The following is a 16,188-nucleotide window of genomic DNA, read 5'->3' as shown; positions in this document are numbered from 1 at the left end:
GCCCGTCCGGCCCGCTAGGGCCGGTCGAGCCGCAGCCGTACCGCCCGGGGCAGCCCCGCCACCACCAGGTCGTAGGAGTCCTCGATGAGTTCGCGGACCTGGCGGTCGGGGAGGTCCCCGGACAGGGACACCGTGTTCCAGTGGCGTTTGTTCATGTGCCAGCCCGGCACGATCTCGGGGTGGGCGGCCCGCAGCCGGAGGGCGATCTCCGGCTCGCACTTGAGGTTCACGGTCAGCGGCTCCGCGTCCAGCGAGGACAGCGCGAACATCTTCCCCGCGACCTTGAACACCGACGTCTCGGGCCGGAAGGGGAACTCCTCGACGGCGTCGTTGAAGGACAGGCAGAACGCCCGGAGCTCGGAGGGGGTCATCGCGTGCCGCCCTCACCGGAGTCGGGGTCCTGCGGGGTCACCGGCTCCACCAGGACCGTGATGATCTTGTTGCGCCGCCCGGCCGCCGCCTCGGCGGTGAGCTTCAGGGCCCGCCCGTCGGGGAGGTCCACGACGGCCGAGGCCCCGGCGATCGGCACCCGCCCGAGGGCCTTGGCGAGCAGCCCGCCGACGGTCTCGACGTCCTCGTCGTCGTAGGACTCCAGGCCGTACAGCTCGCCGAGGTCGCCGATGTCGAGGCGGGCGGTGACGCGGTAGCGGTCGCCGTCCAGCCCCTCCACGGGCGGCAGCTCGCGGTCGTACTCGTCGGTGATCTCGCCGACGATCTCCTCCAGGATGTCCTCGATGGTGACGATCCCCGCGGTGCCGCCGTACTCGTCGATGACGACGGCGACGTGGTTGCGCTCCTGCTGCATCTCGCGCAGCAGGTCCCCGGCGTTCTTCGTGTCGGGCACGAACGTCGCGGGCCGCATGGCCGTGGAGACGAGGTCGTTCTCGGCGTCGCGGTTGATGTGCGTCTTGCGGACGAGGTCCTTCAAGTACACGATCCCGACGACGTCGTCCTCGCTCTCGCCGGTCACGGGGATGCGCGAGAAGCCCGAGCGGAGCGCGAGCGTCAGCGCCTGCCGGACGGTCTTGTAGCGCTCGATGGAGATCAAGTCGGTGCGCGGGACCATGACTTCGCGCACGAGGGTGTCGCCGAGCTCGAAGACGGAGTGCACCATGCGGCGCTCGTCGTCCTCGATCAGGGACTCCTTCTCGGCGAGGTCCACCATGGCCCGCAGCTCGGCCTCGGAGGCGAACGGGCCGCGCCGGAAGCCCTTGCCGGGGGTGAGGGCGTTGCCGATGAGGATGAGGAGCGCCGGGACGGGGCCCATGACGCGGGCGAGCGGCAGCAGGACGTACGCCGCGGCGGTGGCGGTGTTCAGCGGGTGCTGGCGGCCGATGGTGCGCGGGGACACGCCGACGGCGACGTAGCTGACGAGCACCATCACGCCGATGGCGATGGCGAGCGCCTCCCAGGTGGCGTCGACGGCCTGCAGACAGGCGTACGTGACGAGGGCGGCGGCCGCCATCTCGCAGGTCACCCGCACCAGCAGGGCCACGTTCAGGTAGCGGACGGGGTCGGCGGCGACCTGCGCGAGCTTCGCGCTGCCGCGCCGCCCGGACCGCACGGCCTCCTCGGCGCGGAAGCTGGAGACGCGGGCGAGTCCCGCCTCGGCGCAGGCGGCGAGCCAGGCCACTACGACCAGGGCGATCGCACCGGCGATCAGCTGGACGGACACGGCGTCAGGAGACGGTGGGCGCCGGGGACGGACCGGTCAGGCCCTGCTCCGCGCGCCAGCCGTCGACGATGGCCGCCTGCAGGCCGAACATCTCGGCCTTCTCGTCCGGCTCCTCGTGGTCGTACCCGAGGAGGTGCAGCACTCCATGGACGGTCAGGAGCTGGAGCTCCTCGTTCATGGAGTGCTGCGTCGGCGCCTCCTGGCCCTGCTTGAGCGCGACCTCGGGGCAGAGCACGATGTCGCCGAGGAGGCCCTGCGGGGGCTCGTCGTCGTCCTTCATGGGCGGGCGCAGCTCGTCCATGGGGAAGGACATGACGTCCGTGGGCCCGGGCAGGTCCATCCACTGGACGTGCAGCTGCTCCATGGCGTCGGCGTCCACGACGATCACCGAGAGCTCGGAGAGCGGGTGGATGCGCATCCGCGCGAGCGCGTAGCGGGCGATGTCGAGGATCGCCTGCTCGTCGACCTCGGTTCCGGATTCGTTGTTGACGTCGATCGACATGGTGCTGTTCCGCTACTTCCCTCTGGACCGGCCGCGGCTGGCGTGCGAGCCGTTCTCCGTGCCGTTCTCGTTGTCGTACTTCTCGTACGCGTCGACGATACGGCCGACGAGCTTGTGCCGTACGACGTCGGAGGACGTGAGCCGCGAGAAGTGCACGTCGTCCACGCCGTCGAGGATGTCCTGGACCTGGCGCAGACCGGACTTCGTGCCGTTCGGCAGGTCGATCTGCGTCACGTCGCCCGTGATCACGATCTTCGAGTCGAAGCCGAGGCGGGTGAGGAACATCTTCATCTGCTCGGGGTTCGTGTTCTGCGCCTCGTCCAGGATGATGAACGCGTCGTTCAGGGTCCTGCCCCTCATGTACGCCAGCGGGGCGACCTCGATGGTGCCCGCGGCCATCAGGCGCGGGATCGAGTCCGGGTCCAGCATGTCGTGCAGCGCGTCGTACAACGGGCGCAGATACGGGTCGATCTTCTCGTAGAGCGTGCCGGGCAGGAAGCCGAGGCGCTCGCCCGCCTCCACCGCGGGGCGGGTCAGGATGATCCTGCTGACCTGCTTGGACTGCAGGGCCTGGACCGCCTTGGCCATGGCCAGATAGGTCTTGCCGGTGCCCGCGGGGCCGATGCCGAACACGATCGTGTGCTTGTCGATCGCGTCGACGTACCGCTTCTGGTTGAGCGTCTTGGGGCGGATGGTGCGGCCGCGGGAGGAGAGGATGTTCTGGGTCAGGACCTCGGCCGGGGTCTCCTCGCCGTCCGCCTCGCCGCTGTCGTCCGCCCTGAGCATGGCGATCGAGCGTTCCACTGCGTCCTCCGTCATCGGCTGTCCGGTGCGGAGCACCAGCATCATCTCGTCGAACAGGCGCTGGATGAGGGCGACTTCGTGGGCGTCACCGACCGCGCTGATCTCATTGCCCCGGACGTGGATGTCGGCCGCCGGGAAGGCCTTCTCGATCACTCGCAGCAGCGCGTCTCCGGAGCCCAGGACCATCACCATGGGGTGCTTGGCCGGGACGGAGAAATGTGCCTTGCCGGTGCCCTTCCCGGGCGCCCGCGTCCGTGCCGTGTCCTGGGCCGCGTCCTGCGGCCGCGCAGGGGTCTGAGCTGTCGGTGTCTGCGTCATGGGCCGGCCCTCAAGGCCTGCACAACCTCCTCGTCAGGGACTCGCCGCGCGGCGACTTCTGCACTGCCAAGCGTACGGCGTGCCACTGACAAGGCCTAAGCCGTTTTCCGGGACAGGCGAGGACTGGCAGGAACAGGAGGGAACGAGCGGGAACGGGCGGGGCCCGCCGACAGCGGCCTACAGGGAGCGCCCGAAGCCGATCGTCGGGACCGCGCGCCGCAGCGGCCAGGCCCGGCCGCCGCCCGCGGGCAGCAGGTCCTCCAGGAAGGCGTACCGCCGCAGGGCCACCGGGTCCTGCTCGTCGAACTCGCCGACGCGCCGCCACCAGGCCGCCACCTCGGCCCACCCGGGCGCCGAGAGGGACCCCCCGAACTCCTGCACCGAGAGCGCCGCGGTGAGCCCGGCGAAGGCGAGCCGGTCGGCGAGCGGCCATCCGGCCAGGGTGCCGGTGACGAAGCCCGCCACGAACACGTCGCCCGCCCCGGTCGGGTCGAGGGCCTCCACCTCGATGGCGGGCACGGACGCGGTCTCGCCGGTGCGCCCGTCGACCGCGTACGCCCCCTCGGCACCGAGGGTGACCACGGCGAGCGGCACGTGCTCGGTGAGGGCGTGCGCGGCGGCGCGGGGGCAGGTGGTGCGCGTGTACCGCATGGCCTCCTGGGCGTTCGGCAGGAACGCCTCGCAGTGCGCCAGGTCGGGCAGCGCGGCCAGGTCCCAGGCCCCGGTGTCGTCCCAGCCGACGTCCGCGAAGATCCGGGTGCCGCGCCGGGCCGCCGCGGCGATCCAGGGCGCCCGCGCCCCGGGCACCAGGGAGGCGATGGCGGCCCGCGCCCGCGGCGGGCACTTCGGGGCGCCGCCGTCCGGGGAGTCCGCGTCGGGCGGCGGCTCGTGGCCGTGGCTGACCATGGTCCGCTCGCCCTCGTACGCCATCGAGACCGTCACCGGCGAGTGCCAGCCGGGAACGGTCCGTGACGACGACAGGTCGATGCCCTCGCCGCGCTCCAGGGCGTCCCAGCAGTACTCGCCGTAGTGGTCGTCGCCGAAGGCGGCGGCCAGGGAGGTGCGCAGGCCGAGCCGGGCGAGGGCGCTCGCCATGTTGGCGACGCCGCCGGGGCTCGACCCCATGCCGCGCGCCCACGACTCGGTGCCGCGCACGGGCGCGGAGTCGAGGCCGGTGAAGATGATGTCGAGGAAGACGGTCCCGGTCAGGTACACGTCGCAGGGCGGATCGCCCGCTCTGCGCGCCGACTTGAGGGGGTCGACGACGGTCTCCGCAGCCGCGGCGGGTGTCTGCTGCGATACGCCAGGTGGTACGGCGGGTGGTACGGCCATGAGGGCAACGTAACCCAGGCCCCCGACAACCCGCCCTCGCACGCCGCCGCGACGGCCCGCGCGCCCCGCCGGGACTCCCGTTGGCCGTCAGTCGAACGTGTGGGCCGCGACCTCCGCGAGGTACCGCGCGCGCAGCGCCTCCTCCTCGGGGCTCCCGTCCAGGAACGCGGCCTCGAAGGAGTTGCGGGCCAGCTCGCGCAGCCCCTCCTGGTCGATGCCCAGGGCCTCGTGGACGGCGTGGAAGGTGTCGTCGACGTAACCGCCGAAGTAGGCGGGGTCGTCGGAGTTGACGGTGCACAGCAGTCCGGCCGCCATCATCCGCGGCAGCGGGTGCTCCTCCAGGATGTCGACGGCCCGCAACCGCACGTTGGACAGCGGGCACAGCGTCAGCGGCACCCGCTCCCGCACCAGGCGCTCCACCAGGTCCGGGTCCTCCATGCAGCGCAGGCCGTGGTCGATCCGCTCCACGCCGAGCACGTCGAGCGCCTCGCGCACATAGGCGGCCGGGCCCTCCTCCCCCGCGTGCGCCACCTTGCGCAGGCCGAGCGCGCCCGCGGCCTCGTACACGGCGGCGAACTTGCTCGGCGGGTGGCCGACCTCGGCGGAGTCCAGGCCCACGCCGGTGATGCGGTGCAGATGGGGCTTGGCCTCCGCCAGGGTCGCGAGGGCCGACTCGGCGGACTGGTCGCGCAGGAAGCACATGATGAGGCGGGTGGAGACGCCGTGCCGCTCCTCGCTGCGGTCGAGCGCGCGGCCGAGGCCCTCGACGACCGTGGCGAAGGGGACGCCGCGCGCGGTGTGCGCCTGCGGGTCGAAGAAGATCTCGGCGTGCCGCACGCCCTGCGCGGCGGCCCGCGCGAGGTAGGCGTCCGCAAGGTCCTCGAAGTCGGCCTCGGTGCGCAGGACGGCCATCAGGCCGTAGTACAGGTCCAGGAAGGACTGGAGGTCGTCGAAGAGGTAGGCCTTGCGGAGCTCTTCGGTGTCGGCGTACGGCAGCGCGACGCCGTTGCGCTCGGCGAGCGCGAAGGCGAGTTCGGGTTCGAGGGTGCCTTCGATGTGCAGGTGCAGTTCGGCCTTGGGGAGGGGCATGGTGGTGCTTTTCTCTTCGGTGGTTCGGGGCTGGGCTGAGGGTGTCAGGGCCTGCGCTTGGGCAGCGGCACCCGCATCAGGTCCCGCGCGACCGTCAGCTCGCCCTCGAACCCGGCGGCCCGCGCCTGCTGTTCGAAGAGCGCGGGGTCGGCGTAGCGCTGGCTGAAGTGGGTGAGGACGAGATGGCGCACCCCGGCGTCCCGGGCCACGCCCGCGGCCTGGCCCGCGGTCAGATGGCCGTGGTCGGCGGCGAGCCGGTGGTCCTCGTCGAGGAACGTCGACTCGATGACGAGCATGTCGCAGCCCTCGGCGAGGGCGTGCACGCCGTCGCACAGCCGGGTGTCCATCACGAAGGCGAACCGCTGCCCCCGGCGCGCCTCGCTGACCTCTTCGAGGGTCACTCCGCGCAGGCTGCCCTCACGCTGCAGCACGCCGACGTCGGCGCCCTTGATGCCGTGTTCGGCGAGCAGGGCGGGCAGGATGCGGCGCCCGTCGGGCTCGACGACGCGGTAGCCGTACGCCTCCACGGGGTGGGAGAGCTTCGCGGTCTCCAGGCGGTACGAGGGGGTGCTCGCGACGACGCCGTCGGCGGCGACCGGCGCCTCGGTGAGGGCGACCGTCTCGCGGTAGGCGGTCGAGTACCGGAGGCGGTCGAAGAAGCGCTGTCCGGACGCCGGGTAGTGGGCGGTGACGGGGTGCGGCACGCGGTCCAGGTTGATGCGCTGGATCACGCCGGCGAGGCCGAGGCTGTGGTCGCCGTGGAAGTGCGTGACGCAGAGGCGGTTCAGGTCGTGCGCGGCGACGGAGGCACGCAGCATCTGGCGCTGCGTGCCCTCGCCGGGGTCGAAGAGGATGCCCTCGCCGTCCCAGAGCAGGACGTAGCCGTTGTGATTGCGCTGGCGGGTCGGTACCTGGCTCGCGGTGCCGAGGACCACCAATTCACGTGCGGACACAGGAGGTTGTCCCAGCTGTTCGGGGCGGGCGCGGGGGAGGGCGGTGCCCGTCGGTTCTGTTGGTGCTGTTGGCTCTGCTGGCTCTGTTGGTGCTGCTGGTGCTGTTGGCTCTGCTGGTGCTGTCGTCGGCTAGCCGGGCGGCCACTGCAGGCCGCGACCGCCGAGGACGTGGGCGTGCGCGTGGAAGACGGTCTGCCCGGCGCCGGAGCCGGTGTTGAAGACGATGCGGTAGCTCTCGGCCTTCTCCTCCGCGGCGACCTCGCCGGCCTCGCGCAGCACGTCACCGGCGATGCCCGGCTCGGCGGCGGCGAGCGACGCGGCGTCCGGGTAGTGCGCCTTGGGGATGACCAGGACGTGCGTGGGCGCCTGCGGGTTGATGTCGCGGAAGGCGACGGTCGTCTCGGTCTCCCGCACGACGGTCGCCGGCACGTCACCCGCGACGATCTTGCAGAACAGGCAGTCGGCCTGCGGTTCTCCCGCCATGGGGGCACCCTCCCGGGTCACTGGGTTCGCTTTCGTCGCATGGTATCGGGGTGGGGTGCGGGGGTGACGGGGCGGCAGGTCGAGGGCGGGGGCGGTGGAGGCGGGCGAGGCCGGGGGCGGGTCGAGGGCACGGGGCGCTGGGCCGCTGGGCGACTGGGAGTCCGGCCGAGACGGGTGGGCGGGTGGGAAATCCCGGCAGGGGGCCCGGCCGGGGGCGGAGCCGGGGCCGACCCCAGGGCACGAGGCCCCGGGGCCGCGGGGGGCACCCCTCAGGACGAGGGCGCCCCGGTCCCGGGCAAGGCGGGCGCAGCCTTCGCCGGGGTCTCGTCCAACGCCGCCAGCGCGACGCGTACCGCCTCGTCCAGCTGCGGGTCCCGCCCGGCGGCGGAGTCCTCGGGCGTGACCACGACTTCGATGTCCGGGTCGACGCCGTAGTTCTCGACCCCCCACTCGTACCCCTCCATCCAGAAGGCGTACTTGGGCTGCGTGACCAGCGTGCCGTCGACGAGGTGGTACCGGCTGTCTATGCCGACGACACCGCCCCACGTGCGCGTACCCACGACGGGACCGATGCCGAGGGCCTTGATCGCGGCGCTCACGATGTCGCCGTCGGAGCCGGAGAACTCGTTGGCGACGGCGACGACGGGCCCGCGCGGCGCGTCCCCGGGATAGCTGAACGGCCCCGAGTCGCGCGGCAGGTCCCAGCCGACGACCCGCCGCGCCAGCTTCTCCACGACGAGCTGCGAGGTGTGCCCACCGCGGTTCTCGCGCACGTCCACGACCAGGCCCTCGCGGGCGACCTCGACCCTGAGGTCCCGGTGGATCTGGGCCCAGCCGGGCGCCTGCATGTCGGGCACGTGCAGATAGCCGAGCCGGCCGCCGGAGCGCTCGTGGACGTAGGCCCGCCGGTCGGCGACCCACGCGTGGTAGCGCAGCGGCTCCTCGTCGTCGACGGGGATGACGACGGCGTGCCGGGGATCGCCGCCGCCCGCGGGCGACACGGTCAGCTCGACGGGCTTGCCCGCGGTGCCGACGAGCAGGGGCCCCGGCCCGGTCACCGGGTCGACGGGCCGTCCCCCGACGGCGAGGATCGCGTCGCCCGCGCGCACCGCGACGCCGGGCGCGGCCAGCGGCGAGCGCGCGTGCGGGTCGGACGTCTCGGACGGCAGCACGCGGTCGACGCGCCACGCCCCGTCCGCGCCCCGCGACAGGTCCGCGCCGAGCATCCCCTGGGCACCGGCGCCGCCCCAGCCGCCGCGCGGCGTCACATAGGCGTGCGAGGTGCCGAGTTCGCCCTGCACCTCCCACAGCAGGTCCACGAGGTCGTCGTGGGTGGCGACGCGGGCGAGGACGGGGCGGTAGCGCTCCAGGACGGCGTCCCAGTCGACGCCGCCCATGTCGGGCCGCCAGAAGTTGTCCCGCATGAGGCGCCCCGCCTCGTCGTACATCTGGCGCCACTCGGCGGCCGGGTCGACGTACTGGCGCACGCGGCCGAGGTCGACGGTGATGTTCGTGTCGCTGTCCTCGTCGCCGGACGCCCGCCGGTCGCTGGGCACGACCTTGAGCTTGCCGTCGGCCCACAGCAGCACCCGCTTGCCGTCGCCGGTGACCGTGAAGTGCTCGGCGACACCGGCGAGTTCCTCCACGCGGTGCTGCGTGAGGTCGTACCGCTCGAGCTCGGAGCTGGGGTCCGGGTCGGTCGGCGTGGCACGCGAGGCGCCGAGCACGCCGTGCACGGGGTGGCGCAGCCACAGCAGGCCGTCCTTGGCGGCGCGCAGCGTGGAGTAGCGGGCGGCCTCCACGGGGAACGGCACCACACGCTCGGCGAGCCCGTCGAGGTCGACTCGGGTGGAGGGCGTGCCCTCGCTGTCGGGGGTCTCGGCGTGCGGGGTGTCCGGGGCGTCGAAGGCACGGCCGTGCCGCTGCGGCCCGAACGGCGAGGGCGTCGTGGCGGCGAGGGTGATCAGGTGCGGGCGGGCGCCGCCGACGAACGCGAGGTCGAAGACGTGGTCGTCGTAGACGGGGTCGAAGGACCGCGCGGACAGGAACGCGAGGTGCTTGCCGTCGAGGGTGAACGCCGGGCTGTAGTCCCGGAACCTGAGCTGGGTGGCCTCCGACACCGACAGGTCGGCGGTGTTGGCGAGCTTGAGCTGGCGCAGCGGCCGCGGCCCGGGGTGCGACCAGGCGAGCCACGCGGAGTCGGGCGAGAACACGAGCCCGGTGGCCTCGCCGTGCTCGGCGCGGTCCACCTCGCGCACCTCGCCGCTCTCGCGCTCCACGATCAGCACCCGCCCGTCGTGCGCGGCGACCGCCGCCCGGCTGCCGTCGGGCGCCATGGCGAGCGCGAGGACCCGGCCGAGCTGTCCGGCGGCGAGCCGCCGCGGTGTCGCGCCGGGCGTGAGGCCGGTCGCGGGCGCGAACTCCAGGGCGTCGTCGCCCTCGGCGTCCGTCACCCACACCACGTGCTCCTCGCCGTCCACCCGGAAGGTGCGCGGAAGGCGGGCCCGCACCCCCGGCTCGGCGGCGAGCGCGCGGGCGGGCCCCTCGCGGTGCGTGACCCAGTGCACGGCGCCGCGCACGGCGACGGCGCTGCCGCGCCCGGTGTGGTCGGGGGCGGCGGCCCCGAACCAGCGGGCGGCGCTCACCGGGTGCGGCTGGAGGTCGTTGCGCTGCCCGCCGAGGACGATGTCCAGGCGGCGCGGCTCGGCGTCCGCGCGGTCGGAGAGGTCGTCGAGGAGCCAGAGCTCACCGGCGGCGGTGTAGGTCACGCGGGTGCCGTCGGTGGCGGCGTGCCGGGCGTAGAAGCCGTCCCCGACGGGCGTGTGGCGGCGCAGGTCGGTGCCGTCGGGCAGCGAGGAGTACACGGCGCCGACGCCCTCGTGGTCGCTGAGGAAGGCGACGCGGTCGCCGACCCACAGCGGGTACTCGATGTTCCCGTCGAGGTCGGCGTGCAGCCGGGCGAAGCCGGGCTCGGGTCCGGCCTCGTCGGTGCCGAGCCGGATCCACAGCTTGCCCGCCGTGCCGCCCCGGTACCGCTTCCACCAGGCGGCCTCGCGCCCCATCGGCGCGGAGAGCAGCAGGACTTGTCCGTCGGGGCCGTACGCGACGTCCCCGACGATCCCGTACGGCAGCACCTCGGCGGGCCCGCCGTCGAGCGGCACGGCGCGCGCCCGGGTGCGGCGCAGCGAGGCCTCGCCCTGCGTGCTGACGGCGAGGACCCGTCCGTCGGCGGTCCAGCCGCGCACGGACGTCTTCCCGCTGCCCCAGTACGTCAGGCGCCGGGTGGGGCCGCCGGCCACGGGCGCGACGTACACCTCGGGGGCGCCCTCACGCGTGGACGTCCACGCGACGGTGGTCCCGTCCGGGGAGATCCGTGGCTGGGTCACGGGTACGTTGTCGGCGCTGACCCGCCAGGCGCGGCCCCCGTCGAGCGGGGCGAGCCAGACGTCGTCCTCTGCGGTGAAGGCGATCAACTCGCCACGCAGGTGCGGAAACCGGAGGTAGGCAGGCTGAGTCACACGGTCAGCCTAGGCAGGCGCCGCGCGGGGCGGGGTCGTTTTGGATCACTTGCCCGGTTCCTCGTGGGGTTGTTCGGTCACGGTGACGGTGGCGGTGGGCTCGGGGGCGGGCTTCTCGTGCCCGGTGTCGCCGTCGTTCTCGTGGCCGTCGTCGCCGCCGTCGTGATCGGCCTGATCGCCGTTGTCGTCATCGTCGGGCGTGTGGTCGCAGTTGCCCAGGGCGTCGACGCGGAACCACTCCTCGCGGCCGACCCTGGCGGTCAGGTTCCCGCGGACGCAGGCGCCGTTGCGCACCTCCGTGACCCGGCCCTTGATGGTGATGACCTTGTCGTCGTCGGACTGGCCCCGGCAGTCGACGTCCGCTTCCCGCTGCTCGTCGGAGTCCGATGCCTTCCTGTCCTTGCCGACGAACGAGGCCGTGCAGGTCAGCCAGTCCACCTCGGCGTGCTGCCGCTCCAGCTCCAGCGTGCCCATCTTGTCGGTGGTGATCGCGACGGCGGACGTGCTCATGTTGCCCTCGACGGGGTCGCACGCGGCGAGTCCCGCACCGGTGGCCGCGGCGGCCGTCACGGCGACGAGGACCCGCCGTGTCCGCCGTGTCCGCCGTGCCCACCGGGAACGCGGTAACGGTGTTCGCGGTGTTCGCCTCAATACCCCCATGAGCGGCAGGGTGCCACCGCAGACGGCACGGCGGTAGACCGCTTGCGGCCAACTGGCCAGTGACCGCCCCTGCCCCAGACCTTTCGGGTCCGGTCAGGCGCGGTCCGTGCGCAGCAGCAGCCACTCCTGGAGCTCCACCAGGTTCCCCTCGGGATCCTTGAGGTGGGCGACGCGCATCCGGTCCGTCATGGGCGCGGGCCCGTGCGTCAGCTCGGCGCCGCGCTCGCTGATCCGCTCGCAGTACGCGTCCAGGTCGTCGACGCGCAGCACCACCAGGGAGCGGTGCCCGGTCGCCGACTCGGCCAGCTCGCCGAGGAGTTCGGCCATCACCCTGCGGTCCTGCAAGGCGATGCCCGCGGATCCGGTCGTGGGGCTGAACTTCTCGTACGGTCCGCTCGCGGCGCCCGACTGGGGCTTCAGGCCGAGCACGTCGGCGTAGAAGCGGTAGCAGGCGGGGAAGTCGGTGACGAGCAGGCGTACCTGGGCGAGTTCCACGGGAATGCCTTTCGGGGGGCGATCAGGACCAGCGTCCGGTGCGGCCGAGGAGGAGGGCCGTCGCGGCGGTGCCCGCGGTCGACGTGCGCAACACGCTGCGCCCGAGCCGGTAGGGCTTGGCACCCGCCTGCGCGAACGCCGCCAGCTCGTCGGGGGCGACGCCGCCCTCGGGGCCGACGACGAGGACGATGTGGCCGCCGACGGGCAGTGCGGCGGTGGCCAGCGGCTCGCTGCCCTCCTCGTGCAGGACGGCGGCGAGGTCCGCGTCGGCCAGGAGCGCCGCGACCTGCTTGGTCGTGGCGAGCTCCGCGACCTGTGGGAAGCGCACCCGGCGCGACTGCTTGCCCGCCTCGCGCGCCGTCGCCCGCCACTTGCCGAGCGCCTTCTGGCCGCGCTCGCCCTTCCACTGCGTGATGCAGCGGGACGCGGCCCAGGGCACGACGGCGTCCACGCCGGTCTCCGTCATGGTCTCCACGGCCAGCTCGCCCCGGTCGCCCTTGGGCAGCGCCTGCACGACGGTGATCCGGGGCGTCTCCACGCCCTCCTCGCGTACGCCGTCGGCGTCCAGGGACACCGTCAGGCGGTCCTTGCCCTCGGCGTCCGCGACGACGCCGTGCGCCCAGCGTCCGGCGCCGTCGGTGAGGACGACGTCCTCGCCCGCGCGCAGCCGCTTCACGGACACGGCGTGCCGCCCCTCGGGGCCGTCCAGGACGTACGCGCTGCCCGGGGCCGCGCCCCGGAAGTCCTCGACGACGAAGACCGGCGCCGTCACACCGCACCCCGCGCGGTGAACGCCGCCTTCGCCTCGTCGAGTTCGGCGACCAGGACCTCCATCAGCTCCCCGGCGGGCAGCGCCCGCGCCAGGCGGTGGCCCTGGCCCGCCCACAGCGCCATGGCCTGCGGGTCACCGGCCTTCGCCGCGGCCTTGCGGAGCCCGGCCGTCAGATAGTGGACCTGTGGGTACGCGGCCGGGGCGTACGGGCCGTGCTCGCGCATGAAGCGGTTGACCAGGCCGCGCGCGGGGCGTCCCGAGAACGCCCGGGTCAGCTCGGTGTGCCCGAACAGCGGGTTCGTCATGGCCTGCTTGTGCAGCGGCTGCGCGCCCGACTCCGGCGTGACCAGGAACGCCGTGCCGAGCTGGGCGAAGTCGGCGCCCGCGGCGAGGACCGCGGCGATCTGACCGCCGCGCATCAGGCCGCCCGCGGCGATCACAGGCAGCCGCACCGTCTCCCTGACCTGCGCGATCAGGCTGAGCAGGCCGATGCCGGAGCCGTCCGCCTCCGGGTTGTCACGGTGCGTGCCCTGGTGGCCGCCCGCCTCGATGCCCTGGACGCAGACGGCGTCGGCGCCCGCCCGCTGGGCCGCCCGGGCCTCCTCGGGGGTGGTGACGGTGACGACCGTGCGGGTGCCGACGCGGTCGAAGGCCTGGACGACCTCCCGGGTCGGGCAGCCGAACGTGAACGACACCAGCGGCACCGGGTCGTCGAGCAGGATCGCGAGCTTCGCGTCGTAGCCGTCGTCGCGCTTGCCCTCGGTGTCGCCGAGCTGCGTCTCGTACCAGGTGGCCTCGCCCGCGAGCTGATTGCGGTACACCTCTACGGCGGCGGGGTCGGCGTACTCCGGCTGCGGCATGAACAGGTTCACCCCGAACGGCCGCGCCGTCAGGCCCCTGACCTGCTTGATCTCCTGGTACATCCCGTCGGCGGTCTTGTACCCGGCGGCCAGGCAGCCCAGCCCTCCGGCCTCGGCGACCGCGGCCACGAGCTGCGGCGTCGAGCCACCACCCGCCATCGGGGCCTGCACGATCGGATAGCGACAGAGATCGGTGAACGCGGAGGACATACCGGCATCGTGCCACGTCTGGCGGGGGCGCCTCGTCCAGGGTCCGCCTGGGGCTCGTCCTCCGCCCTGTCCCGCCGCTCCGCGGCGGATGCCCTCCACCCGCCCACCCGTCATCCCGCACCGGGGCGGGCGGGGACGTCCCTCGCTGTGGGCAGCTGGTCCGCCCAGGTCCACCACGCGAAACGGCCCGGGGTGAACGTGGATCCCACGCTCACCCCGGGCCGCTCGTCGAGCCCCCTACAGCTAACGCCCGTTGAACGCGTCCTTCAGGCGGGAGAACAGGCCCTGCTGCCCCGGCTGGAACTGCCCCGTGGGCCGCTCCTCGCCCCGCAGCTGCGCGAGCTCCCGCAGCAATCGTTCCTGCTCGGGGTCGAGCTTGGACGGCGTGAGCACCTCGACGTGCACGATGAGGTCACCGCGCCCCCCGCCGCGCAGGTGGGTGACACCACGCCCGTGCAGGGGGATCGACTGCCCGGACTGCGTACCGGGCCGGATGTCGACCTCCTCCATGCCGTCCAGCGTCTCCAGCGGCACCTTCGTGCCGAGCGCGGCCGCCGTCATCGGCAGCGTGACGGTGCAGTGCAGATCGTCCCCGCGCCGCTGGAAGACGGAGTGGGGCAGCTCGTGGATCTCGACGTAGAGGTCACCGGCGGGGCCGCCGCCGGGGCCGACCTCGCCCTCACCGGCGAGCTGGATCCGGGTGCCGTTGTCGACACCGGCGGGGATCTTCACGGTGAGCGTGCGCCGGGACCGGATCCGCCCGTCGCCCGCGCACTCGGGGCACGGCGTCGGCACGACGGTCCCGAAGCCCTGGCACTGCGGGCAGGGCCGCGAGGTCATGACCTGGCCGAGGAAGGACCGGGTGACCTGGGACACCTCGCCGCGGCCGCGGCACATGTCACAGGTCTGCGCGGAGGTGCCGGGCGCGGCCCCCTCGCCGGAACACGTCGTACAGACGACGGCCGTGTCGACCTGGATGTCCTTCGTGGTGCCGAAGGCCGCCTCTTCGAGGTCGATCTCCAGGCGGATCATGGCGTCCTGCCCGCGCCGGGTGCGCGAGCGCGGCCCGCGCTGCGACGCCGTGCCGAAGAACGCGTCCATGATGTCGGAGAAGTTGCCGAAGCCACCCGCTCCGAAGCCGCCCGCGCCACCGGCGCCGCCGGCCTGGGACAGCGGGTCGCCACCGAGGTCGTAGACCTGCTTCTTCTGCGGGTCCGACAACACCTCGTACGCGGCGTTGATCTCCTTGAAGCGCTCTTGCGTCTTCGGATCGGGGTTGACGTCCGGGTGCAGCTCGCGAGCGAGCCGCCGGAAGGCCTTCTTGATGTCGTCCTGGGAAGCGTCGCGGCGCACGCCTAGTACGGCGTAGTAGTCCGTGGCCACTTACGACTCCGCCAGGATCTGTCCGACGTAACGTGCCACTGCGCGTACTGCTCCCATCGTTCCCGGATAGTCCATGCGGGTCGGTCCGACCACGCCCAGCTTGGCCACTGCCTCGCTCCCCGAACCGTAGCCGACGGAGACCACCGACGTGGAGCTGAGCCCCTCATGGGCGTTCTCGTGCCCGATCTTGACGGTCATGCCCGAATCCGTCGCCTCACCAAGCAACTTGAGGAGGACGACCTGCTCCTCCAGTGCCTCCAGGACCGGCCTGATGGTGAGGGGAAAGTCATGTCCGAAGCGGGTGAGATTGGCGGTGCCGCCGATCATCAGCCGCTCCTCGGTCTCCTCCACGAGCGTTTCGAGAAGGGTGGAGAGGACCGTGGTCACCGTCCCCCGGTCGTCCTTGTCGAAGGACTCGGCCAGGTCCTGCACCAGCTGCGGCACGTCTGTGAAGCGGCGGCCCGCGACCCGGCTGTTGAGCCGTGCCCGCAGGTCCGCGAGCGACGTCTCGCCGAACGGCGCCGGGCAGTCGATCATGCGCTGCTCGACCCGTCCGGTGTCGGTGATGAGGACCAGCATCAGGCGGGCCGGGGCCAGCGCGAGCAGTTCCACGTGCCGCACCGTGGAGCGGGTCAGCGAGGGATACTGCACCACCGCGACCTGCCGGGTCAGCTGCGCGAGCAGCCGCACCGTGCGCCCGACGACGTCGTCCAGGTCGACCGCGCCGTCCAGGAAGTTCTGGATCGCGCGCCGCTCCGGCGCCGTCATCGGCTTGACGCCCGCGAGCCGGTCCACGAACAGGCGGTACCCCTTGTCGGTCGGGATGCGCCCGGCGCTGGTGTGCGGCTGGGCGATGAACCCTTCCTCCTCCAGCGCGGCCATGTCGTTGCGGACCGTGGCCGGGGAGACGCCGAGGTGGTGCCGCTCGGTGAGCGCCTTGGAGCCGACCGGCTCCTCCGTGCCCACGTAGTCGTGGACGATGGCGCGCAGCACTTCCAGCCTGCGTTCACTGAGCATCGCGCACCTCCAGCTGCCGTCTTCGCCCCGAGCCCCCCGGTGGTGGCCCCTCTCCCTGGCACTCACCCCGGGCGAGTGCCAGCCTTCACCGAGTCAGTGTACGGCCGGTGGGTACAG

The 16,188-nt window shown here is 73.0% G+C and carries 15 protein-coding genes; all 15 read right to left on the bottom strand.

Going from position 1 to position 16,188, the window contains the following annotated elements; genetic code table 11:
- Positions 1-14 precede the first annotated feature (14 nt).
- On the bottom strand, positions 15-371 hold the full coding sequence (locus QUY26_RS26680; protein WP_289950923.1) for an MmcQ/YjbR family DNA-binding protein: 357 nt from the start codon (positions 369-371) through the stop codon (positions 15-17).
- Positions 368-1,675, bottom strand: a complete 1,308-nt coding sequence (locus QUY26_RS26675) for a hemolysin family protein (protein WP_289950921.1) — start codon at positions 1,673-1,675, stop codon at positions 368-370. The genes QUY26_RS26680 and QUY26_RS26675 overlap by 4 nt, the downstream gene beginning before the upstream one ends.
- 4 nt (positions 1,676-1,679) lie before the next feature.
- On the bottom strand, positions 1,680-2,177 hold the full coding sequence (gene ybeY / locus QUY26_RS26670; protein ID WP_289950919.1) for an rRNA maturation RNase YbeY: 498 nt from the start codon (positions 2,175-2,177) through the stop codon (positions 1,680-1,682).
- Positions 2,178-2,189: 12 nt separating this feature from the next.
- Complete coding sequence (locus QUY26_RS26665) at positions 2,190-3,299, bottom strand: PhoH family protein (protein WP_289950918.1); 1,110 nt, start codon at positions 3,297-3,299, stop codon at positions 2,190-2,192.
- 177 nt (positions 3,300-3,476) lie between these two features.
- Complete coding sequence (locus QUY26_RS26660; protein ID WP_289950915.1) at positions 3,477-4,631, bottom strand: carbohydrate kinase family protein; 1,155 nt, start codon at positions 4,629-4,631, stop codon at positions 3,477-3,479.
- Between the two features lie 87 nt (positions 4,632-4,718).
- Positions 4,719-5,720 carry an adenosine deaminase gene (locus tag QUY26_RS26655; RefSeq protein ID WP_289950913.1) on the bottom strand — a complete coding sequence of 334 codons (1,002 nt, stop codon included), beginning with the start codon at positions 5,718-5,720 and terminating at the stop codon, positions 4,719-4,721.
- A 44-nt stretch (positions 5,721-5,764) separates the two neighbouring features.
- Positions 5,765-6,673, bottom strand: a complete 909-nt coding sequence (locus QUY26_RS26650) for a ribonuclease Z (protein WP_289950912.1) — start codon at positions 6,671-6,673, stop codon at positions 5,765-5,767.
- 129 nt (positions 6,674-6,802) lie between these two features.
- Positions 6,803-7,156 (bottom strand): histidine triad nucleotide-binding protein, encoded by a 354-nt coding sequence (locus tag QUY26_RS26645; RefSeq protein ID WP_289950911.1) that lies wholly within the window; start codon positions 7,154-7,156, stop codon positions 6,803-6,805.
- A gap of 269 nt (positions 7,157-7,425) precedes the next feature.
- The gene (locus tag QUY26_RS26640) at positions 7,426-10,674 is read right to left on the bottom strand and encodes a S41 family peptidase (RefSeq protein ID WP_289950910.1); all 3,249 of its coding nucleotides are present in this window, start codon (positions 10,672-10,674) and stop codon (positions 7,426-7,428) included.
- 45 nt (positions 10,675-10,719) lie between these two features.
- Entirely contained in the window at positions 10,720-11,244 is a 525-nt protein-coding gene (locus QUY26_RS26635) for a hypothetical protein (protein WP_289950908.1), read from the bottom strand.
- A gap of 183 nt (positions 11,245-11,427) precedes the next feature.
- The gene (locus tag QUY26_RS26630; RefSeq protein ID WP_289950907.1) at positions 11,428-11,829 is read right to left on the bottom strand and encodes a VOC family protein; all 402 of its coding nucleotides are present in this window, start codon (positions 11,827-11,829) and stop codon (positions 11,428-11,430) included.
- A 22-nt stretch (positions 11,830-11,851) separates the two neighbouring features.
- On the bottom strand, positions 11,852-12,601 hold the full coding sequence (locus QUY26_RS26625) for a 16S rRNA (uracil(1498)-N(3))-methyltransferase (protein ID WP_289950905.1): 750 nt from the start codon (positions 12,599-12,601) through the stop codon (positions 11,852-11,854).
- Positions 12,598-13,671, bottom strand: a complete 1,074-nt coding sequence (locus QUY26_RS26620) for a nitronate monooxygenase (protein WP_289950904.1) — start codon at positions 13,669-13,671, stop codon at positions 12,598-12,600. The genes QUY26_RS26625 and QUY26_RS26620 overlap by 4 nt, the downstream gene beginning before the upstream one ends.
- A 243-nt stretch (positions 13,672-13,914) precedes the next feature.
- A complete protein-coding gene (gene dnaJ / locus QUY26_RS26615) occupies positions 13,915-15,054 on the bottom strand; it encodes a molecular chaperone DnaJ (protein WP_289950902.1) in 1,140 nt (379 codons plus the stop codon).
- Positions 15,055-16,071: a heat-inducible transcriptional repressor HrcA gene (hrcA, locus tag QUY26_RS26610; protein WP_289950901.1), complete on the bottom strand. Its 1,017-nt coding sequence runs from the start codon at positions 16,069-16,071 to the stop codon at positions 15,055-15,057.
- Positions 16,072-16,188: the final 117 nt, after the last annotated feature.

Source organism: Streptomyces flavofungini (genome assembly GCF_030388665.1).
GTDB classification, from domain to species: Bacteria; Actinomycetota; Actinomycetes; order Streptomycetales; family Streptomycetaceae; genus Streptomyces; species Streptomyces flavofungini_A.
This window is presented reverse-complemented; position numbering and strand designations above follow the sequence as displayed.

Coding starts and splice junctions, on each gene's coding strand:
- QUY26_RS26665 (WP_289950918.1), bottom strand. CDS start 3,299: ATGACGCAGACACCGACAGCTCAGACCCCTGCGCGGCCGCAGGACGCG.
- ybeY (WP_289950919.1), bottom strand. CDS start 2,177: ATGTCGATCGACGTCAACAACGAATCCGGAACCGAGGTCGACGAGCAG.
- QUY26_RS26620 (WP_289950904.1), bottom strand. CDS start 13,671: ATGTCCTCCGCGTTCACCGATCTCTGTCGCTATCCGATCGTGCAGGCC.
- hrcA (WP_289950901.1), bottom strand. CDS start 16,071: ATGCTCAGTGAACGCAGGCTGGAAGTGCTGCGCGCCATCGTCCACGAC.
- QUY26_RS26660 (WP_289950915.1), bottom strand. CDS start 4,631: ATGGCCGTACCACCCGCCGTACCACCTGGCGTATCGCAGCAGACACCC.
- QUY26_RS26655 (WP_289950913.1), bottom strand. CDS start 5,720: ATGCCCCTCCCCAAGGCCGAACTGCACCTGCACATCGAAGGCACCCTC.
- QUY26_RS26645 (WP_289950911.1), bottom strand. CDS start 7,156: ATGGCGGGAGAACCGCAGGCCGACTGCCTGTTCTGCAAGATCGTCGCG.
- QUY26_RS26680 (WP_289950923.1), bottom strand. CDS start 371: ATGACCCCCTCCGAGCTCCGGGCGTTCTGCCTGTCCTTCAACGACGCC.